Consider the following 19,048-nt stretch of genomic DNA (forward strand, 5'->3'; position numbering starts at 1 on the left):
AATGGAGGTCTTGAATGCACGATACAGACTAGCAGAACAACAGTTTCTTAACCTTAAAGAAAGTGGATTAGTATCAGGTGAATTCGAAGACAAGATTTGGCAGTACAACTCTAGCAATATTCTTTTCACCTCAATCGAACAGGGGCGAAAACAAAATCGCTACCAAACACCATTACCAAGTGTCATTGGACAGCTTGCTCGCTGCTTCATAGTTAAAGAGATGATTAAGCTTCCATCAGCAGCGTTACTCATAGGGCGCATGAGTGCGATCAGGCACCTTTCTGAAGTTATGGATAAACAGTCTATTCAATGGAATGACTTAACACGCAAAGTCTTCGATCTTACGGTAAACTCAATTAAGATCGACCATTCAAAAAGTACAGTTTATCACCGAGCCAATGCCCTTAAAGCGTTCGTAGACTTTCTTAACCAACTGAATACCACGGTTGATGGAGTGACACTTCGCTTTCTTGACAGGTTTATCAGATGGACGAGCGGCATACCCAACCCGACTCGCAGTTCACTAGAGATCACGTCAGACGAGTTTTCTGAACGCGCTGGAAAGCTTTTCGCACCCGACCTGTACCGCGGGATTGCGCAAGCGAGATGGTTAGTTAAAAGCGATCCAAGTCTCGAACCATCATATGGCTTCGATAGAATACGCTTGGAGGCTACCTGCTTCGGCATGGCGCTAGGATTGCGAGTTGGCGAAATAACAAATTTGCCGGCAAATTGCCTGATCAATGACCGCGATACTGGCACAACTTTTGTCCGCGTGCCGATTGAAAAAAATATATTACCAAGCGCAGTACCGGTCGCTGACTTGTGGAGCGCCCCGCTCACAGAAGCCTACGAATATTTAATGGAGTGCTGCCAAGGTGCTAGGAATCGAGCGCTCGAAATTGAAGAGACTGGATTTTCTTTTGTAGAAAAGACATTAGCTGCCCACAGAGAAAAACACCCCTTAGACCCCGGTGCTGTGGATCAAATTTCGTCACTAGACATGCCCCTTGAGCATTACTATTTTTTAGAAGAAATAACAGAATGCTTTCCAATTTCGAGTAAAGAAATGACGCACGGCGGACGTTTTCATAGCTGCTCTACTGATCTTCCCAGAGTAACAGCCGCACGACTTGCGGTCTGGATAGACAAACGTATAGCAAACTGGGACTGGTCGAGTTACTTGAATAGCTACAAAAAAAAGTGCTACAGCGTATCTGTGCTTGACATAGGAATACACACCAAAAGTTCAAAAGCATCTATAAGCAAAAGTAAGTGGTTCATCGAACACCTTCGACAATTTCTTAAAAGGCTGGTCAACGAAGGACTTTTTAAGCCTGGCATTCAGCCACAACACGAACAACTCTGTGCAATTACAAAAGAATGGAGCTATATCAGGGAACTTATGCTTTCAAAAAGAGGTGAAGGCGGTGGCGTCCCCTCTTTGGTCATAAACGTAAAATTATTCATGCGGGCCTTAGAAAAAAAATATAGATTCCACTTGCAGCGTCATTTCGAAGAGCAATTTCCAATGCCTACCGATGGTGAGGAATCTCCTTATCATGCGAAGCACTCTCCCAGAGGCCACCCTAACAAGTTGAGTGAAAATCTTATTGTAATCTGGGAGAACCAATTCAACTCCTTCTCGGAGCAAGGCATCATTCCTAGACCCATTTTCAGGGCTGACCTCTATAACTATCTTTCCTCAAACTCTTCGAAAAAAACAATATTTCAACGACTAGAGTTAAGAGGTCAAGATGGTCAAATATTTTCAATCTCTCCTCACCAAATTCGCCGCTGGGTCACAACCGCAATTCTTCGAGCCGGTCCGTCTGAGACAGCTGTTGATTTGTGGATGGGACGAACTCCACGCCAGAGCCGTCAGTACGATTACCGTACAGCTAAAGAGCGAGCAGAGTACGTTAGATCGATGTACTTGACCGATGATCCCCCTCAAGATTATTTAGGAAAACAAATTATTCGGTGGCGCGAGGAGTCAATATCTGATAGCGAAATCGAAAATATGGTAGTTGAACAGCTCACAATTTTAAATTTTACGCCGTGGGGTGGATGCTCCCGTGAGCTTTACATTAGCCCGTGTGACAAGGGTTTAATGTGCGTAAGGGGTTTCGGAACGGAAACCGGCTGTAAATCCTTCCATCTTAACCCTAATGATTTAGAGGCCAAAGCCGCAATTGAAAACCTGCTTTGTAATTATGAAAAGATGTTCAAAGCCATATTTGGCAATCATGCTGAAATCACAGCAAACATAAAGGCAGAGTTAAACACCAGCCAAGCGCTTGACCAACACATACTTTTTATTTGCGACATGATAACCAGCTGCAAGGCAGCGCTAGCAGTTTACTTAATCGCAGAGAAGGCCTGACCACAATGAGACAGCAAAAGAACTGGACAGAAAAAGCCATAGTCATTCTTATGGGCTATCAAAATGGACAGACTCAAGGGGTACTAACACAAGCAGGCCTTGCCCACCAGCTTGGTGTCAGCAGACAAACGCTATGGAGAGATAAAGAAGTTAGACTCCTATATAGCTCTACACAAACCTTCCTTAAAGAGAATAAAAATCTAGGCCGCAAAACTAATGACATGCGAATTCGCAGCCTTGAAATCAAGCTGGAAGAAGTCCGCTCAGAGAATAATCTACTAATCCAAATAATAATCAGAGCAGCGCAACTAATGACTGAAGATGCTATTGATCCTAGAAAATATTTTGACGACGCTACGAGCTGACCACATCCACATTATTTACCGAAATAGTATTTTCAGAGCTAGGATGCAGGCAATCGACGCTATTTGCACTGGTAGTGTTGTCTACCGCTTTGAGCTGCTAAAAAGCGAAAGCTCCAATCGTTTAGCCGTTGTCTGACTCATCCAACGATTCGATAATTTGAGCGATCAATCTCGCATCCAGAAGTGCGTGGTGCGGAAACTCCACATTTCTCAATAAAGCTTGGTGTGCGTAAGAGATCGAGCTGGCAACAATGCCTTTGGGTAAGCCCTTTGGACCGGCTAAACGCACCAATAACGGCCAATCCCATTGAGGGGCGTCGGATATGATTTCAAGACGATCAAACTGCCCCAGCCATTTTTGAAGGGCCTTCGTCGCCGCGGACACAGATAAGCCGTACCTGTCCCAGTCCAGTTGGGGAAGCACTACTCGCTGCACAAAATTCGTGCAGTCATTGCGATGCCAGCCTTCTTCAATTTCGACATAAAACTCAGGCCCTGAAGGTACAACCAGCGCCAAACTTATGAGCTCATAAAAATCATCCAGCGAGGTAAATTCACAATCTAGGTATGCCCTCCCCACTCGGCTAGAAGGCACGCACCTCACTTGGGGACTGGTCATGCGGAGGGTCGCTGTCGAACGGAGTCATTGTCCCGAAGGCTGAAAATAACCTCAGTTTCCATTTCAGACGCCTCGCGAGCGAAATCACCCTCAAAGTAATCAACTTCCGGATGGACGCTGTATATCAAGCATTGGCGTTCGGACGCATGGACTCGTGTGATTTCGATCAACTCATCCATTTTCCAATTGCCGGAACCGTTGAGTCCACCAGGACTAACCATAAAGACTTGAAGAATGGACCAGCCTTGATCGCCTGCTTGTGCCAATTCTAGCAAGTCCTCCAGCAAGGGGATTAGGTACACGGCGCGGCGCAACAAATCGCCATCAGGCTCGAGCAGGGTGACATAGAACCAAGGGTGTTCAGTTAGGTACTCCACGTAGCGCCACATGTGGCCGCCCCGCACCAGGGCCCCGATGGGTGCTTCTGCATGCTCGAAGGTGAGGAACATAGAGACCTCTGGCTTTAAAATGAACACTATAGATTGTAGCCCTAAAGTGTTCGCTGGCGCTTCATCGTTCCTTTTGCCAGGTGTCACAAATGGAACTGAATGCCGCATTCGGCGAGGCTTTGAAGCGGATCCGCAATTTTCAAAAAAAGACCCAGGAGGACTTCTCTGACGTTAGCAGTCGAACGTACATGAGCACTCTTGAGCGTGGCTTAAAATCCCCAACCATCGAAAAGGTTGATGCCATTTCAGCAGTATTGGATATTCATCCCTTGACGCTGCTAGTGGCTACCTATTTGGTTCAGGAACAATTAGACGTGTCGATTTTGATGACTCAGATTCACGAAGAGCTGAGTGTCATGGGATGGCAGGATCGATCACCAGCAGAATGACTGCCAAACTGCACGCTATCTAACCACCGGGCGCACTCCTTTTGACCCGCGGACTACCATTTGCATTGGTGCTGGCAACGATGGATAACGTATCACCTCGACCAAACGCATCGAGCAAATGCCCTTCGCTCCCCAGTCCGCGCAAGGCGGGTATGGCGTAAGCCCACATCTTTTAGGCACCTCGCTGACGTTTGCTTATCCAGAGCCCAAAGTGGGCACTCGAATCGGTACCAGAATCATAATTACCTTCCGGCACAAAAAACCCCACCCGAAGGCAGGGTCTAGGTCATGACCGGTCAGCGCATTTAGAATAGATCCAGTAGCCAGCCAACCGCCCGACCGACACTGACGACACTCGCCGCCACGCATAGCCCCTGCCAGATCCGGCAGAAGATCGAACGCCGTTCCATAGGAAAGGTTCCTTGATAGGAATCCCGACGCGGCACGCCCTTACCGGGCAGAGCGTGCGGCTACTGAAAAAGAGTCGTCTGTTTCAGTACGTCAGGGAAACTGTTGGCCCTTCCTTCCCGGCGCGTTGTCCAGACGCGGTGAAGGGTCCCAAAGGCATGCAATGCCATTGCCGTACTTGATACCGCAAAACCCCTGACCGGAAAAAGTACTTTTACGTATTTTTGAAGTTTATTTTTCAGATCAATGGAAAACCCTTGACGCGCCCGGCGAGTGGCGTTCCTAGAATCCTTACGACTTCTTCGCTAGCGCGATATTCGCTGCGTGATATCCGCTCATTCGGCGAAGTTCGCTTTTCTAGTTGTGGGCCAATGCTACCAATAAACGCTCTGTTAACCGGCGTGATCAGCGGTGATAGCTACGCAAGGTTACGCGGGGCCATTGCGCAGCGAACGAATCGTAATTTATGATCGATTTGTCGTCTGTTTCAGTACGCCGCAATTCCGAACGTCCATTCGGAACTGCACAAATCAACCGCCCGTCCAGGCGGTTTTTTTGTGCCCGCGCTTCGCGGCGGTTTTGCCGGCGAAACTGCGGGCACTTTACCACGTGCATGCGACGGTGCCTGATCTGCGACGCATTAACGCGTACTGGCCGCGTGACACGTCACTACTCGACACTAAAGCCCACTACACGCGTGTCGTAGTAGTCGGCTACTGCCTGCAGACTGGCCTAAGTGCGCTCGCTGCACAGGGACTTGCGCATCAGGCCGGGGAGCGCTATCCGGATACCATCGGGATGACACGACCGAGTAAACCCTGCTGTAGCGATAGTGAGCTGCCAGGTCAACTTGATTAGGAATGCCCTTAACACTCACGCTCAAGTAGGAAGACATCGACGATCCCACCTAGTCGACAGCATCTCCCTCGCACCGAGACAGCTTTGAGCTAGGCTGATGAGCGGAGTACAAGGCCATTACGCACGGCCAAAGCTCCTCTGATCAAACCAGTGAGAGCAAGGGATTGCCAATGCGCATTGCACACGTCCAGATCCAAAACTTCCGTGGTATCACCGCACTCCGCTGGACGCCAGGTGCCGAACCTATCTGCTGCATCATCGGGCCAGGCGATAGCTCGAAAACCACCATACTAGATGCTACAGAAGCAGTTCTGTCACCGCGATGGATCACGTTTTCCGAGGCCGACTTCGTTGGCGGAGATACCGAACAAGAGATCCAGGTCGAGGTAACGGTTACCGAGTTGTCGCAGGCGCTGCTGGCAGACAATCGCTTCGGCTTGTACATCCGGGGCATCAGCCCAGATGGAACCATCCACGATGAACCAGAGGACGGTGATGATCCTGCGTTAACAGTGCGCCTCTCGGTGGATGCCACGATGGAGCCAGTTTGGGCGCTGATTTGTGAGCGATACGCTGTACCGCGCATCCTGTCTAACCGCGATCGATCCATGTTTTGTCTGGTCCGTCTCGCGGGAGAAGAATCTAGGCATCTGACCTGGGCGCAAGGTTCAATGCTTGCTCGCATGACTGGTCGTGCCGAGGGAGCAGCCCAACAACTGGCAACCGCGTACCGGTCCGCCAGGCAGAACGCGAATCTCGACTCCATCCAAGAACTTGTTGAAACAGCGCAGGCCGCAGAAGGCTATGCGCGCGGAATCGGAGCCTATATCAACAATGGGTACCGGCCAGACTTGGAGTTGGGCCGTGGAGGCTTCAACTCGGGCTCCATTGCCCTGCATGACGGCACCGTCCCATTACGATTGGCCGGCCTGGGAACGCGCCGGCTGGCCACGCTAGCGGTCCAGCGATCCGCACTGCAGGAAGGTGCCATCGTCCTGGTTGACGAGCTTGAACAGGGTTTGGAGCCGCATCGTATTTTAGGGGCAGTGTCCCAGCTCAAACGCTCACAAGCCGACGCTGCTCAACAGCACCGCCCAATCGGGCAGATTCTGATGACCACGCACTCGGATGTCGTTATCAGTGAACTGAACGCCACCTCACTGTTTATCATGCGCAAGAACCAAGCGACCCGCACCCTTAGCCTGCAACAGGCATCACTGGCTGGTGACCTAACGCCCATCATGAAGCACTCCCCGCGATCTTTGTTTGGGCGGCGGATATTGATTTGCGAAGGGGCAACAGAGCTCGGACTGATGCTGGGCTTGAGAGATTTTTATCCAGCACGTCACGGTGATGTCCCGGTTGAGCACCACGGCGCAGCTATCATTGACGGTAGAGGAGCTGCAGCACCTCCTTTGGCTCGTGCGTTAGCAATCCTTGGGTATCCGGTTGCGCTATTCCGAGATTCTGATCGTCCCCTCGACGCGAGATGGCGTCGGGCCCTCCAAGAACTAAATGTGCAGATCATCGAGTATGCAGAGGGCCTCAATACTGAGCAGGCAATTTTCCACGCTGCTCCTGATGAGTTGATAGACGTCTTGCTTGGACTCGTCCGAGGCTTCATAAACGAGCACAACGTCAGAGACCAATTGGTGCGGGCCATACCTGGCCTCAATCCACAGGCCCCGTTTGCGGAGTGGGACATGGTTGGAGACGACGCCCACGAGAGGACCGCTTTGAGCGCAGTCGCAGTGTCCAACAATTGGTTCAAGACTGAAGCTCGCGGGCGCGCCTTAGCACCGGCTATTAACCAGGTGATTGCCCGAGTACCTCAAAGCCCGCTCTCACAATGTCTTTCAAGCGTGGAGCGTTGGTTGTATGCCTGAGCCCCGTGCGATCTGGGATTTAACCCGTCGAGCGATCATAGCCCCGGCCGGCCACGGCAAAACCGAGCTCCTGGCCAGAGCCTCTGCCTTAGGCCGTCGGACCTTGATCCTAACGCACACGCACGCCGGTGTTCATGCGTTACGAGCCAGACTCAACAGGCTGCAAATACCCTCCGAAATCGTCTCCGTCGATACCATCGCATCCTGGGCCAATAAGTATGTCCAGGCCTTCCCACGCCTCGCGAACTTTCCCCCTGCAAATCCACGGGGAGCGCAGTGGAACCAGGTATATGAGTCGGCAGCTCGGATCCTACAAAGTGAGGTGGTCAAAACCGTCATCAAGGCATCTTACGACCGCATCTTGATAGACGAATATCAGGATTGTGAGCTACACCAGCATGGAATTGCTATGGCGCTCTCCTCGATCGTCCCGACTGTAGTGTTCGGCGACCCCATGCAGGGGATCTTCGAGTTTGTAGAAACGCGGATCCGATGGAGTGAGCATATCGACAACAGCTTCACCACCGCTTACGAGCTGACAGAGCCTCATCGGTGGAACACTGCGAACGCAGAATTAGGCCAGTGGATTTCCTACGCGCGACAGCAGCTCATGACCGGGCAACCGCTGGACCTGCGCACGGGCCCAATGAATTTCCTGCCATGTAACGACGCTTTCGAGATGGGGCTGTTTTTCAATGGCCTCGAGCAACGAGATGGAACTACGGCCGCGATTCATTGCCGGCGGGGAGTCTGCAACCGACTGGCTCAATCCACAAACGGGGCTTACCAAGCGATTGAAGAGATCGCCGCAGCACGGCTGATGGATTTCGCTGCGGCGTGGGACGGGGCCCAAACCCCCAATGACCGAGCCAACGCCCTTCGGGCCATCCTGAACGACACCATGACTCAGGCGAATGCTGATGGAGAAGTATCAGCGGATTACACAGCGCCCATAGTTGCGGCCTGGCAGTCCTTGCGTCAGACAGGCTCAGCCACCCATGCACTAGAGGTGATTACACGTGAGCGTGCTCATCCGCTGGCTAGGACTTATCGCGCGGAGTTGCTCAATGATGCAAAACGAGCGCTCAAAGACCTTGAAGCTGGAAGGCGTGTGAACCTGGTTGTGGCCTGCGAAGCCGTGCGGCACCGGTTGAGTCATACTGGGCGCGCGCCAACAGTGCGCACAATATCGACGCCTCTACTGCTCAAAGGGCTTGAGTACGACCATGTGCTAATTCCGGACGCCACGCATTTCCTGACAGAAACGGCCGCCGCGAAGCTTTTCTATGTGGCGATATCCCGAGCACGCTGGTCGTTGACCATTGCCTCCCGTAACCCAGTACTTCAGTTCCCGATACCCAACTTGTGAGTTTGTTGCCGCTCACTCTTGCATACCCTCGAAACCGACAAGATGAAAGCGCAGTTCCCCCGAGTCGGTCGCCATAGGAAAGGATGATTACGCTGATGGCCGCGTGGGCAGCATGAGACTGCCGTACAACGCCACAGCGACCATAATCGCCATTAGCACAAGCATTGATGATGCACCCTGACCACTCAGTACAAACGCCGCAGCAAATGGCCCGGCGGCTTGCGCTAGGAGCATGGGACGCGCCAGTGCTCCCATCCGTGCGCCATATCCTTGGGGACCAAAGAGCACCAGAGGCAGTGTCCCTCTAGCGATGGTGAGAATCCCATTACCCGCGCCGTAAAGCGCTGCAGCAACGAATGCCAGCCACGGCACGCCCGGGATGAACAGGCAAATGCCAAGGAGGCTCACAAGGACGCCGACGCGAGACGACCAGGTCGGATGAAGGTGCCGCGCGATAGAAAACTCCAACACCCTGGCCACCACCTGAGCGGGCCCGATGACCATTCCAACCGCCAACACCGTGACGGTTGGAAGCCCCAGTTGCTGAAGCGAGGTCAGCAGGTGGACAGATAGGCTCGCCATCACAAAGGCAATGATCGTCAGCAGCCCTGCAAGGAGCCAAAATAGTCGGCGGCTACCATAGTCCAGCGTGAGGGGCTCCTGAGCTTCCGGCGCTGGCCCCCTTCCTGCGTTGAGCGGCTTGGGTACTGCCAGCCAATGAATCGGCAGGCCGACCAGTAAATGCACTGCAACCAGCACCAAGCAGGTTTCTCTCCAGCCGATCCAGGACTCCAGCGCGGCCATTGCGGGCCATCCGACGGTGCTTGCAAACCCACCAATCAACGTTAATCCCGTGATCGCTCCCCGCGCCCGCTCTCCCAACAGCGTCCCCAGTGTGGCAAACGCTGCATCGTACAAGCCGGTGGCCATGGCCAAACCAAGTAGCGACCAGGCCAGGTAATAGAGCCACAAATTACTTGCCACTGACATCACCAGCAGCCCTGCACTCAGCATCAGCGAACTGAAGACAAGTACAGCACGCCCTCCGCGCCGATCAATCAATCGACCGGCAAGAGGTGAGCAAATGCCCGCAACCAGCATGCCCCCGGACAGGCCACCTACGACAGACGACAGAGACCAGCCCATGTCCCGAGCAATCGGCCCAGCCAGGACTGCCGGCAGGTAGAACGTCGACCCCCACGCCAAGATTTGGGTGATGCCCAAAGCGACCACCAACCGTACGCTGTTCACGCTAACTGGCAGGTGCGATTCAAGTCGAGTCATGGCAATCCACTTTAATAGTTGTTAGTGACAACCAAAGTAGTCGACCAAGCGTCGACAGGTCAATCTGATGGTAGGAGAGTTGACGAAATCAATCAGCGCCCATATTGTTGTAGGTAACAACCAATTGGAAAAGACATGCCCAACAAACTTGACGACGACCTGAGCCAGGATGCGGAAGCCCTTTATGAAGCGGTGAACCAGTTGGTGCGGGTCTACCAATTCAGGGATCGCGACCGCATCTGCTGCTACGACGTTTCCGTCACTCAGTGCTACGCCGTGGAAACGTTGGTGAAGCAGGGACCGCTACGCCTCCAGGCGTTGGCAGAAGAGATGTTCTTGGACAAGAGTACTGCCAGTCGTGTTGTCGATACGCTGGAGCGCAAAGGTTACGTCTCTCGCGTAGAAGATCCGGAAGACCGTCGGGCCGTCCGCGTCCAAGCCACTGACGCCGGCGCCGACTTGTATGAGCGAATTCGCGCTGATCTGATCGCTGAAGAGAAAGCAATGATCAACAGCATGGCACCCGAGGTACGGCAGGGAGCATTGACGCTTCTGCGTCAATTGACCCGCGCCGCTGAGATCCGTTGCGGCTTGGCTAACGACTGTTGCCCGGTCCAACCGAAAGAAAAATGAAGGGGGAAACCCCTTTTTTTACCCATATTGTTGTTACTACCAACCGAAAAGGAAGCCAGATGCATATCCGCCTCGCTCAACTCGGTGATGTTCAGGCCATCGCCGACATTTACAACCAGGGGATCGAAGACCGTAGTTCCACCTTTGAGACCCAACCGCGTACCGCCAAGGATGTGCTGCCCTGGGTTACCGATATGTCTCGCCATCCGGTACTGGTCGCGGAGCTCGACGGTGCTGTGGTGGCCTGGGCAAACCTGAGCAGCTATCGAGCGCGGTCCTGCTATGACGGGATCGCCGACTTCTCGATCTACCTGCGGCGTGATGCCCGGAGGCGCGGCATCGGTAAAGCATTACTAAACGCATTACTGAGCGAGGCAGAGGCACGTGGATTCTGGAAAGTCCTCTCCCGAATTTTCACGTTCAACGAAGCGAGCCTCGCGCTCTGCCAATCCTGCGGTTTCCGAAAGGTCGGCGTCTACGAAAAGCACGCTCGCCTTGAAGGCCGCTGGCTGGATTGCGCCATCGTTGAACGAGTCTTCCCCTCCAACCAACCTGACACAGGAGAACGAGCATGAGCCAATCTAATCTTCCCATCGTAATCATCGGCGCCGGCCCCGTGGGGCTGGCGGCTGCTGCGCACGCACTGGCTCGGGGCATGGACCCAATCATTTTTGAAGCAGGCAGCCAGGCTGGAGAAAGCATCAGCCAATGGAGCCACGTCAGTATGTTCTCACCCTGGGAATACAACGTGGACAAGGAGGCCGCAAAGTTACTGGCGGCAACGGGCTGGCAAGCTCCTAAATCCGACACGTACCCCACAGGACGTGAACTGCTGGATTACTACCTACTTCCGCTAGCTGCGCTGCCGGCTATCAAGGAACGACTTCATTTGAACACCCGCGTCACTGCTGTCACAAAAGTCGGCGCCGACGTACAGAAAACCAAAGGCCGCGCAGTTGCCCCGTTCCTAGTGCGCGTTCAGGGGCCGAAGGGCGAGCAAGACATCCAGGCTCGCGCAGTCATAGATGCCTCGGGCACGTACGAGACCCCCAACTGGATGGGCGCCTCTGGCATTCCGGCATTGGGAGAGCTGAGCGCTAAAGCGCGCATTGCCTATGGCCTTCCAGATGTGAGTGGCAAGGCACACAATCGTTACCTCGGGCGCCGAGTACTGGTTGTCGGCGGCGGACACTCGGCATTCAACGCTCTTCAGGATCTGGCCCAACTGCCCGGTACTCAGGTTTCGTGGGCGATCCGCGGACACTCACTAGACAAAATTCTAGGGGGTGGTGCCAATGACAAATTGGCCGAACGTGGCAGCCTGGGTCTGCGAATTCGTGCACTGCTCGAACAAGGAAAGATCTCGCTGTACCAGGATATTTCCATCAGCCGGGTCGACACCACCGAACAGGGTCTCGTCGTGCACAGCAATGGCCAACCTCTGCCAGAGGTGGATGAAATCATCGTGGCCACTGGCTTCCGCCCAAATCTGCAGCTCCTGGGCGAGCTACGACTGGCAATTGACCCCGCCACTCAAAGCCCTGTCCAGTTGGCTCCGCTAATCGATCCGAACGAGCACAGTTGCGGTACCGTTCGCCCCCATGGCATCGATGAGCTATCCCATCCTGACGAAGGCATCTTTATCGTGGGCATGAAGAGCTACGGTCGTGCACCGACTTTCTTGATGATTACAGGGTATGAGCAGGTCCGCTCAATCGTGGCTGGACTTGCGGGCGACTGGGATGCTGCTCGGCGTGTTGAGCTCGAACTGCCTGAAACCGGTGTCTGCAGCCTTCAGTTCGAGGAGCAGGAAGAAACTTCTAGCTGTTGCGCACCTGCGACGCCTGCCCAAGCTAGCTGCTGTAAATAGCAGGAGCCACTGCCAGCGTATTCAGCACAGAAAGCAAGCTGCTGCACGCCAACGGCCTGCGAATAAAGACGCAATCCTTTGGCTCCGTCGCCCTGCCAGAGGTCAAATCTGGCGGGGCGAAGCTGGCAGCTGGAAAACTCACGTCAATTGATCAGCAGAGAACGACCAGAAGCAGCTATTCACGCTTCGTTTCCGAAATGCTGATTATTTTGAAAAGTAGTTAAAACCGCCACGACGATGCGTGCCGGTTACAAACAACATCAATAACTCATTTTTTGATGGAAACAATCGTTGCTTTTCCACCCTCCAACCGGAAGGAGAACGATACATGGTCTCCCACATTCAACCCTGTCAACTGCTCTTCTGCGACGGAAAAGGCCATGGTCATCGGCGGCCATTGCACAGCAGGAACAGCCCCGTGAGCGAGGGTCACCGTGTGCTTCGCAGGATCGATAGCCTTGATCGTACCCTCGGCACTGGCAACAGGAGCCTGCTTCGATTCCTGCTTCATTTCCATGCCCTCCATTCCGTCCATTTTCATTCCTTGCATGTCTTCTGCACGCGTAGCGAAGGAGAACATAATGGCGGTGCTGGCTACTGTAATAAGAGTCAGTTTCATACGAATTTTCCTTCCAGGACGGCGGGTTTGATCGGGATATTTCGGCGGCGCATCAAGCGATAGGCGGCCGGGATGACAAACAGGGAAAGCAAGGGCGCCGAGACCATGCCGCCGACCATAGGCGCGGCGATGCGGCTCATCACTTCGCTACCCGTGCCGCTGCCCAACAGGATGGGTAGCAGGCCGGCAATGATGACGGCCACAGTCATGGCCTTCGGGCGAACTCGCTGCACAGCGCCTTCTCGAATCGCTGCCAGAAGCCCCTGGTCAGAGTGATCGCCAAGGTCTTCACGTTCGGCCCAAGCATTCTTCAGGTAGAGCAGCATGATCACTCCAAACTCCGCAGATACGCCGGCCAATGCGATAAAGCCTACCCCGGTGGCAACCGACAGGTTGTACCCCAGGAGATAGAGGAACCATGCTCCGCCAGTCAGTGCAAAAGGTAACGTGGCCATGATCAGCAAGGCCTCATCAAAGCGAGCGAACGTCAGGTAGAGCAGCACAAAAATGATTAATAGCGTGGCCGGCACCACCAGCTTGAGGCGTGCGTTGGCCCTTTCGAGAAACTCGAACTGCCCCGAGTAGCTCAGGCTCGTGCCGGGTTGCAACTTGACCTGCTCATTGACGGCCCGGCGGAGATCGGCGACCACCGAGGCAATGTCCCTACCTCGCACATCGATGTATACCCAGCCTGAAGGTCGTGCGTTTTCGCTCTTGAGCATCGGCGGACCGTCGGTGATCCTGATCTTCGCCACCGTGCCAAGCGTGATCTGGCCGCCTGACGAGGTGTAAACGGGCAATTGCTCCAGGGCAACCGGCGAGTCGCGCCACTCACGTGGATAGCGAACATTGATCGGGAAGCGCGCCAGCCCTTCAATTGTCTCCCCGACATTTTCTCCCCCTATGGCACCGGCCACGATGGACTGGACATCGGCGATATTCATTCCATAGCGGGCCGCCGCCTTACGGTCGATGTCCACGTCGATGTATCGGCCACCGGTCAGGCGTTCAGCCAGGGCCGAACTCACGCCTGGCACGCCTTTGGCCACTCGCTCAACCGCCTGGGTGACCGCGTCAATTTCCGTCAGGTTAGTGCCGGCCACTTTCACGCCGATTGGACTCTTGATACCCGTCGCCAGCATATCGATGCGGTTACGAATGGGTGGTATCCAGATATTGGTCAAGCCGGGCACACGCACCACGCGATCCAGTTCCTCCACCAGCTTTTCCTGGGTCATCCCCGGCCGCCATTGCTCATGGGGTTTGAACTGAATCGTGGTTTCAAACATTTCCAAAGGTGCCGGGTCGGTCGCGGTCTCAGCACGACCCGCTTTACCAAAGACGTGTTCAACTTCAGGCACGGTCTTGATCAGGCGATCAGTCTGTTGCAGCAGTTGCGCAGCCTTCTGCGCCGACAGCCCCGGCAGGGCCGACGGCATATAGAGCAGATCACCCTCGTCCAGTGGCGGAAGAAACTCGCCACCCAAACGAGACATCGGCCACAACGCACTGACAAACACCATTAATGCCACCAGAAGAGTGACTTTGGGACGACGCAGCACCGCATCCAGAGCAGGTTGGTAGATCCGGATCAACCACCGATTCAACGGGTTCTGTTGTTCACTCGGAATTCGCCCCCGAATCCAGTAACCCATCAGCACCGGCACCAGAGTCACCGACAACCCTGCCGCCGCGGCCATGGCGTAGGTCTTAGTGAACGCCAACGGCCCAAACAGCCTTCCCTCCTGAGCCTCCAGTGTGAACACCGGAATGAACGAAAGCGTAATGATCAACAGGCAAAAGAACAGCGCCGGGCCCACCTCTGCCGCCGCTTCAGTCATTACATGCCAATGTCGCTCGCCCTTTAACTCCTCTCCAGGATTGGCCGCGTACCACGCCTCGATTTTTTTATGTGCGTTCTCGATCATCACCACAGCGGCATCGACCATGGCACCGATGGCGATAGCGATCCCGCCCAAGGACATGATGTTGGCGTTGATGCCCTGGTAACGCATGACAATGAAGGCAATCAACACACCAACCGGCAGTGAAATGATTGCCACCAGGGATGAGCGCAAGTGCCAGAGAAATATCCCGCACACCAACGCCACGACAATGAACTCTTCGAGCAGCTTGTGACTGAGGTTTTCCACTGCACGGTCGATCAGCTTGCTGCGGTCATAGGTGGTGATGATTTCCACGCCCACTGGCAGGCTGCTTTTCAGCTCGTCTAGTTTGATCTTGACTGCCGCAATGGTCTCGCGGGCATTCTTGCCACTACGCAGAATTACCACGCCGCCGACTGTCTCCCCTTCGCCGTCGAGTTCGCTAATGCCACGGCGCATTTCCGGGCCCAACTGGATCGTGGCGACATCACCCAGGGTCACAGGGACCCCACCCGCACCGAGTTTGAGCGGGATCGCCCGAAAGTCATTGAGCGACTTCAGGTAACCAGAAGCGCGCACGATGAACTCTGTCTCAGCCATTTCCAACACTGCGCCACCGGTTTCCTGATTGGCCTTGCCGATCGCCTCGGTTACTTCCGCCTGAGTGACACCGAGACTCGCCAGTTTGAGCGGATCAAGCTGTACCTGATACTGCTTGACCATCCCGCCCACCGTAGCCACTTCCGCAACATTGGGCAGGGTCTTGAGCTCGAACTTGAGGAACCAGTCCTGAAGTGCGCGCAGCTGTGCCAGATCGTGCCCGCCCGTGCGATCCACCAGCGCGTACTGATAGATCCAGCCTACCCCTGTCGCATCCGGCCCCAGTGCCGGTTTGGCACTGGCCGGCAAGCGGCTTTGTACTTGACTCAAGTACTCCAAAACCCGCGAACGAGCCCAGTACAGATCGGTCCCGTCCTCGAACAGCACATACACAAAGCTGTCGCCAAAGAACGAGTAACCACGCACTGTCCTGGCGCCAGGGACTGAGAGCATGGTGGTGGCCAACGGGTAGGTCACCTGGTTCTCGACGATTTGCGGGGCTTGTCCCGGAAATGGAGTACGGATGATAACTTGCACGTCAGACAGATCCGGCAGCGCATCGATGGGCGTACTCTGTACCGACCAGATGCCCCATGCCGTGACGAACAGCGTCGTAAGTAGTACTAGGAACCGGTTGGCCACAGACCAGCGAATAAGGGCAGCGATCATGGCTGACCTCCCGATTTATCCAGGCTTTCGACCTGCAATCCATCGTCGGTCTGGCTCACCGAGACTCTAACCTTATCTCCCGTTTTGAGGCCTTGCTTCAAAGCCGGATTGGCTAATGGAAAAGTCATCGTCATACCAGGCATGCCCAGTGTCTTGAAAGGACCATGAGCGAGCGTGACTTCTTTATCGCTGATCTCGACAATCTGCCCTTCCGCGTCATGCAAACCGGAGCCTGCGCTGGGTGGCGACACCTCTCCTGAACCTGCGACGATGCCCTTGAGACTGGCCTCAGAGTCGAGCAGAAACTGACCCGACGTGACCACTTTCTGGCCCTCATCCAGTCCATTCACGATGGCTATCCTGTCATCGCTTTCCTGGCCGATCTGTACTTCCACGGGACGATAGCGGCCAGCGTCTTCAGCAACCATCACCAAGGCACGTCGGCCCGTACGGATGACAGCCTCACTCGGCACCCACAACACACTCTGTCCGGTTGAACGGTTCAAGCGTACTTGCGCGGTCAAACCGGGCCTGAGGAGTCCGTCTGGATTGGCGAGTTCCACCCGTACCCGCAAGGTGCGGCTGTCCGGGTTGGTTTCCGGCAGAATTGCGCTGACTTTGCCGTTGACCTTTATCCCTGGAAAGGCTGGCAATTGAGCGTCAACCGTTTGCCCCACGGTTATTGATCCTGCCTCAGACTCTGGGACGGCCACTGCCAGCCAGACACTGCTCAAGCCATTGACGCGCGCCAGTGTCTGGCCTGCGGACACGGTCATTCCCGTGCGGATATTCAACTCTTGTAACACCCCGGCAATGGGGCTGGTTAGCGCCAGGTAAGGTTGAACCTTACCGCTACGCTCTACCTGAGTAATCAGTGCTTCGGGCATTCCCGTGAGCCGTAATCGCTGGCGAGCTGCAGCTAACAAATCGGTATCACCGTTGCGTTTGAGGGCAAGGAATTCGGTCTGAGCTGCCGCCCACTCTGGCACCAGGATTTCCGCCAACGCTGCGTTGGCTTTGAGCACATCCCCGGGGGCATGGGCATAGACTCGCTCCACAAAGCCGGGGGTGCGAGCCTGTATCACCGCGACATCCCGTTCGTTGAATGCCAGGACACCAGTCACGTCGAGAGTCGAATCAAAGACGCCACGGGTGACCGTGGCAAAACGTAGACCGAAATTCTGAGTCAGGCCTGGATCGATGCTGACCGTCGCATGATCGCTGCTTCCACTGGCATATTGAGGGACCAGTTGCATGTCCATGAAGGGCGACTTGCCTGGCTTGTCGAACTTTTGCTGCGGGTACATCGGGTCATACCAATACAATGCCTTGCGTTCGTCCGGCGAATTGACGCTCTGCTCTGGGGCAGTACCAGGCATGCCGCTTAGGCGTTGATGAGCAAACCAATAACCTCCGGCAACACCCAATACCATTGATACGCCCGCCAGCAATGCCCCGCTCCATTTAAGATTCATTGGCTGTACTCCCCGTACGCAAAATAGAGCTTCGCACTGGTCAGCGCCCGTTGTTCCTCCACGTCGACTTGTTTGAGGCGAGCCTCGATGAGCTCACGCCGGGCTGCGACAACAGTATTCAAATCGCCTTTACCAGCACGGTAGCTGGCCATGCTGAGCTCGACCTTTTCCCTGGCCAGCGGCAACAGGCTTTGCGTACTCCGCTGTACCGCACGATTCAGGAGCTCAAGGTCAGCAAGGTCCGCCTCCAGTTGCTGGGTGTGCTCACGTGATAGGGCTTCGCGCTCCGCCTCAAGCTGACTGAGTTCAGCCTGCTTGGCAGCGATTTTCGGATTTTGGCGGGTGTCAGGAAACAGCGGCAGATCCCATGAAAACTGCACGCTGACCATGTCGCCGAACTGACGGTCACGGTGCTGATAATCAAGCTCCCAACTCCAGTCGGACTTTTTCTCTGCCTCTGCCTCCCGGACTTTCGCTTGTGCTTCCCGGCTCATCGGCTCATACGCTGCCAACTCGGGGTGGTGTTTTAGCTTATGGGGCAAGCCTGAAGCATCGATTGACCATTGCGGCAAACTCCCCACTGGCCTCTCGTTAGCAGCGGAACCGATCCAGCGTTTCAGCGCCGCACGCGCTTGAGCGCGCTGGCGAACCAAATCATCCTGCTGCTCTGCCAGTTGAGCCGCCTCCTGGCGGGGAGTTACTGCATCGGCAGGTTGAGCCCGACCGCCTGCAATCTGCGCCCGGACGATATCGGTCAGCAGTCGGTTCTCCTTGTAGAAGTCCTGGAAAAGCGCATCTTTGCGTTCAACCGAATAGCTGCTGATCCAGGCCAATGCAGTGGAACGGCGCACGTTCAGGCGTTCAACTCGACGCTCTGCGGCTGCACGATCAACGGCGGCGTTGGCGACCTCGATACGGGCCTTACGCTTGTCACCGTTGGGCATTTCCTGCCTGACTCCAATCATTTGCATGGTCATGAAGTCGTCGTTAACGCTCCAGCGATCCGGGCCGCCAATGGGATAGTTCTGCACGCCTGCCAGCAACTTGGGGTCAGGTAATTCACCGGCTGGAATAGCCGCGCTGCTGGCGGCCTGAATCTTTGCATCTTGTGCTGCCAGCGACGGCGCGTTGTTTTCGGCCAGCCGCAATGCTTCGTCGAGTGTCAAAGCAGCAGCGAAGCTCGGCAATGCCAGTACGCTTGCCGCCAAGCCGACCGCAAGCGACCAACCTGTGCAAAAGCACTTGGAGTTCATGTTTACGATTCCTGTGATGATCCACTGCTC

15 protein-coding genes are annotated in these 19,048 nt (G+C 54.9%); 8 read left to right on the forward strand and 7 right to left on the reverse strand.

Annotated elements, in window-relative coordinates; genetic code table 11:
* Position 1: 1 nt before the first annotated feature.
* Together ACVWSC_RS28205 and ACVWSC_RS28210 are read left to right on the forward strand one after the other, a co-directional pair.
* Complete coding sequence (locus tag ACVWSC_RS28205) at positions 2–2,386, forward strand: hypothetical protein (RefSeq protein ID WP_476461718.1); 2,385 nt, start codon at positions 2–4, stop codon at positions 2,384–2,386.
* Positions 2,387–2,391: 5 nt separating this feature from the next.
* Positions 2,392–2,751 carry a hypothetical protein gene (locus ACVWSC_RS28210; protein WP_442110806.1) on the forward strand — a complete coding sequence of 120 codons (360 nt, stop codon included), beginning with the start codon at positions 2,392–2,394 and terminating at the stop codon, positions 2,749–2,751.
* A 121-nt stretch (positions 2,752–2,872) separates the two neighbouring features.
* Here the strand turns inward: ACVWSC_RS28210 and ACVWSC_RS28215 are convergent, their stop codons facing one another.
* Both ACVWSC_RS28215 and ACVWSC_RS28220 read right to left on the reverse strand, forming a co-directional pair.
* The gene (locus tag ACVWSC_RS28215; RefSeq protein WP_442110808.1) at positions 2,873–3,370 is read right to left on the reverse strand and encodes a hypothetical protein; all 498 of its coding nucleotides are present in this window, start codon (positions 3,368–3,370) and stop codon (positions 2,873–2,875) included.
* A complete protein-coding gene (locus ACVWSC_RS28220; protein ID WP_442110810.1) occupies positions 3,367–3,819 on the reverse strand; it encodes a hypothetical protein in 453 nt (150 codons plus the stop codon). Before ACVWSC_RS28220 ends, ACVWSC_RS28215 begins: the two co-directional genes overlap by 4 nt.
* A gap of 89 nt (positions 3,820–3,908) precedes the next feature.
* Here ACVWSC_RS28220 and ACVWSC_RS28225 point away from each other — a divergent pair, with 89 nt between their 5' ends.
* The 3 genes from ACVWSC_RS28225 (at position 3,909) to ACVWSC_RS28235 (ending at position 8,729) form a co-directional block, all read left to right on the forward strand.
* Entirely contained in the window at positions 3,909–4,208 is a 300-nt protein-coding gene (locus ACVWSC_RS28225; RefSeq protein ID WP_442110812.1) for a helix-turn-helix domain-containing protein, read from the forward strand.
* Between the two features lie 1,436 nt (positions 4,209–5,644).
* A complete protein-coding gene (locus ACVWSC_RS28230; RefSeq protein ID WP_442110814.1) occupies positions 5,645–7,360 on the forward strand; it encodes an ATP-dependent nuclease in 1,716 nt (571 codons plus the stop codon).
* Positions 7,353–8,729, forward strand: a complete 1,377-nt coding sequence (locus ACVWSC_RS28235; RefSeq protein WP_442110816.1) for a UvrD-helicase domain-containing protein — start codon at positions 7,353–7,355, stop codon at positions 8,727–8,729. Before ACVWSC_RS28230 ends, ACVWSC_RS28235 begins: the two co-directional genes overlap by 8 nt.
* 87 nt (positions 8,730–8,816) lie before the next feature.
* Here the strand turns inward: ACVWSC_RS28235 and ACVWSC_RS28240 are convergent, their stop codons facing one another.
* Positions 8,817–10,013: an MFS transporter gene (locus ACVWSC_RS28240; protein WP_442110817.1), complete on the reverse strand. Its 1,197-nt coding sequence runs from the start codon at positions 10,011–10,013 to the stop codon at positions 8,817–8,819.
* Between the two features lie 135 nt (positions 10,014–10,148).
* Here ACVWSC_RS28240 and ACVWSC_RS28245 point away from each other — a divergent pair, with 135 nt between their 5' ends.
* Genes ACVWSC_RS28245 through ACVWSC_RS28255 form a run of 3 tightly spaced genes read left to right on the forward strand, consistent with a single transcriptional unit; the run spans position 10,149 to position 12,516 of the window.
* Positions 10,149–10,646 carry a MarR family winged helix-turn-helix transcriptional regulator gene (locus ACVWSC_RS28245; protein WP_442110819.1) on the forward strand — a complete coding sequence of 166 codons (498 nt, stop codon included), beginning with the start codon at positions 10,149–10,151 and terminating at the stop codon, positions 10,644–10,646.
* 59 nt (positions 10,647–10,705) lie between these two features.
* Positions 10,706–11,221 (forward strand): arsinothricin resistance N-acetyltransferase ArsN1 family A, encoded by a 516-nt coding sequence (locus ACVWSC_RS28250; RefSeq protein ID WP_442110821.1) that lies wholly within the window; start codon positions 10,706–10,708, stop codon positions 11,219–11,221.
* Positions 11,218–12,516 (forward strand): NAD(P)-binding domain-containing protein, encoded by a 1,299-nt coding sequence (locus tag ACVWSC_RS28255; protein ID WP_442110823.1) that lies wholly within the window; start codon positions 11,218–11,220, stop codon positions 12,514–12,516. The genes ACVWSC_RS28250 and ACVWSC_RS28255 overlap by 4 nt, the downstream gene beginning before the upstream one ends.
* Before the next feature lie 268 nt (positions 12,517–12,784).
* Here ACVWSC_RS28255 and ACVWSC_RS28260 read toward each other — a convergent pair whose 3' ends face one another.
* The 4 genes from ACVWSC_RS28260 to ACVWSC_RS28275 are packed head-to-tail and all read right to left on the reverse strand — an operon-like array spanning position 12,785 to position 19,018.
* A complete protein-coding gene (locus tag ACVWSC_RS28260) occupies positions 12,785–13,135 on the reverse strand; it encodes a copper-binding protein (RefSeq protein ID WP_442110825.1) in 351 nt (116 codons plus the stop codon).
* Positions 13,132–16,290, reverse strand: coding sequence for an efflux RND transporter permease subunit (locus tag ACVWSC_RS28265; RefSeq protein WP_442110826.1), 3,159 nt, complete (start codon positions 16,288–16,290; stop codon positions 13,132–13,134). Before ACVWSC_RS28265 ends, ACVWSC_RS28260 begins: the two co-directional genes overlap by 4 nt.
* Complete coding sequence (locus tag ACVWSC_RS28270; protein WP_442110828.1) at positions 16,287–17,765, reverse strand: efflux RND transporter periplasmic adaptor subunit; 1,479 nt, start codon at positions 17,763–17,765, stop codon at positions 16,287–16,289. Before ACVWSC_RS28270 ends, ACVWSC_RS28265 begins: the two co-directional genes overlap by 4 nt.
* On the reverse strand, positions 17,762–19,018 hold the full coding sequence (locus ACVWSC_RS28275; RefSeq protein WP_442110830.1) for a TolC family protein: 1,257 nt from the start codon (positions 19,016–19,018) through the stop codon (positions 17,762–17,764). The genes ACVWSC_RS28270 and ACVWSC_RS28275 overlap by 4 nt, the downstream gene beginning before the upstream one ends.
* Positions 19,019–19,048: the final 30 nt, after the last annotated feature.

The sequence above is a fragment of the Pseudomonas sp. NUPR-002 genome, assembly GCF_056322725.1.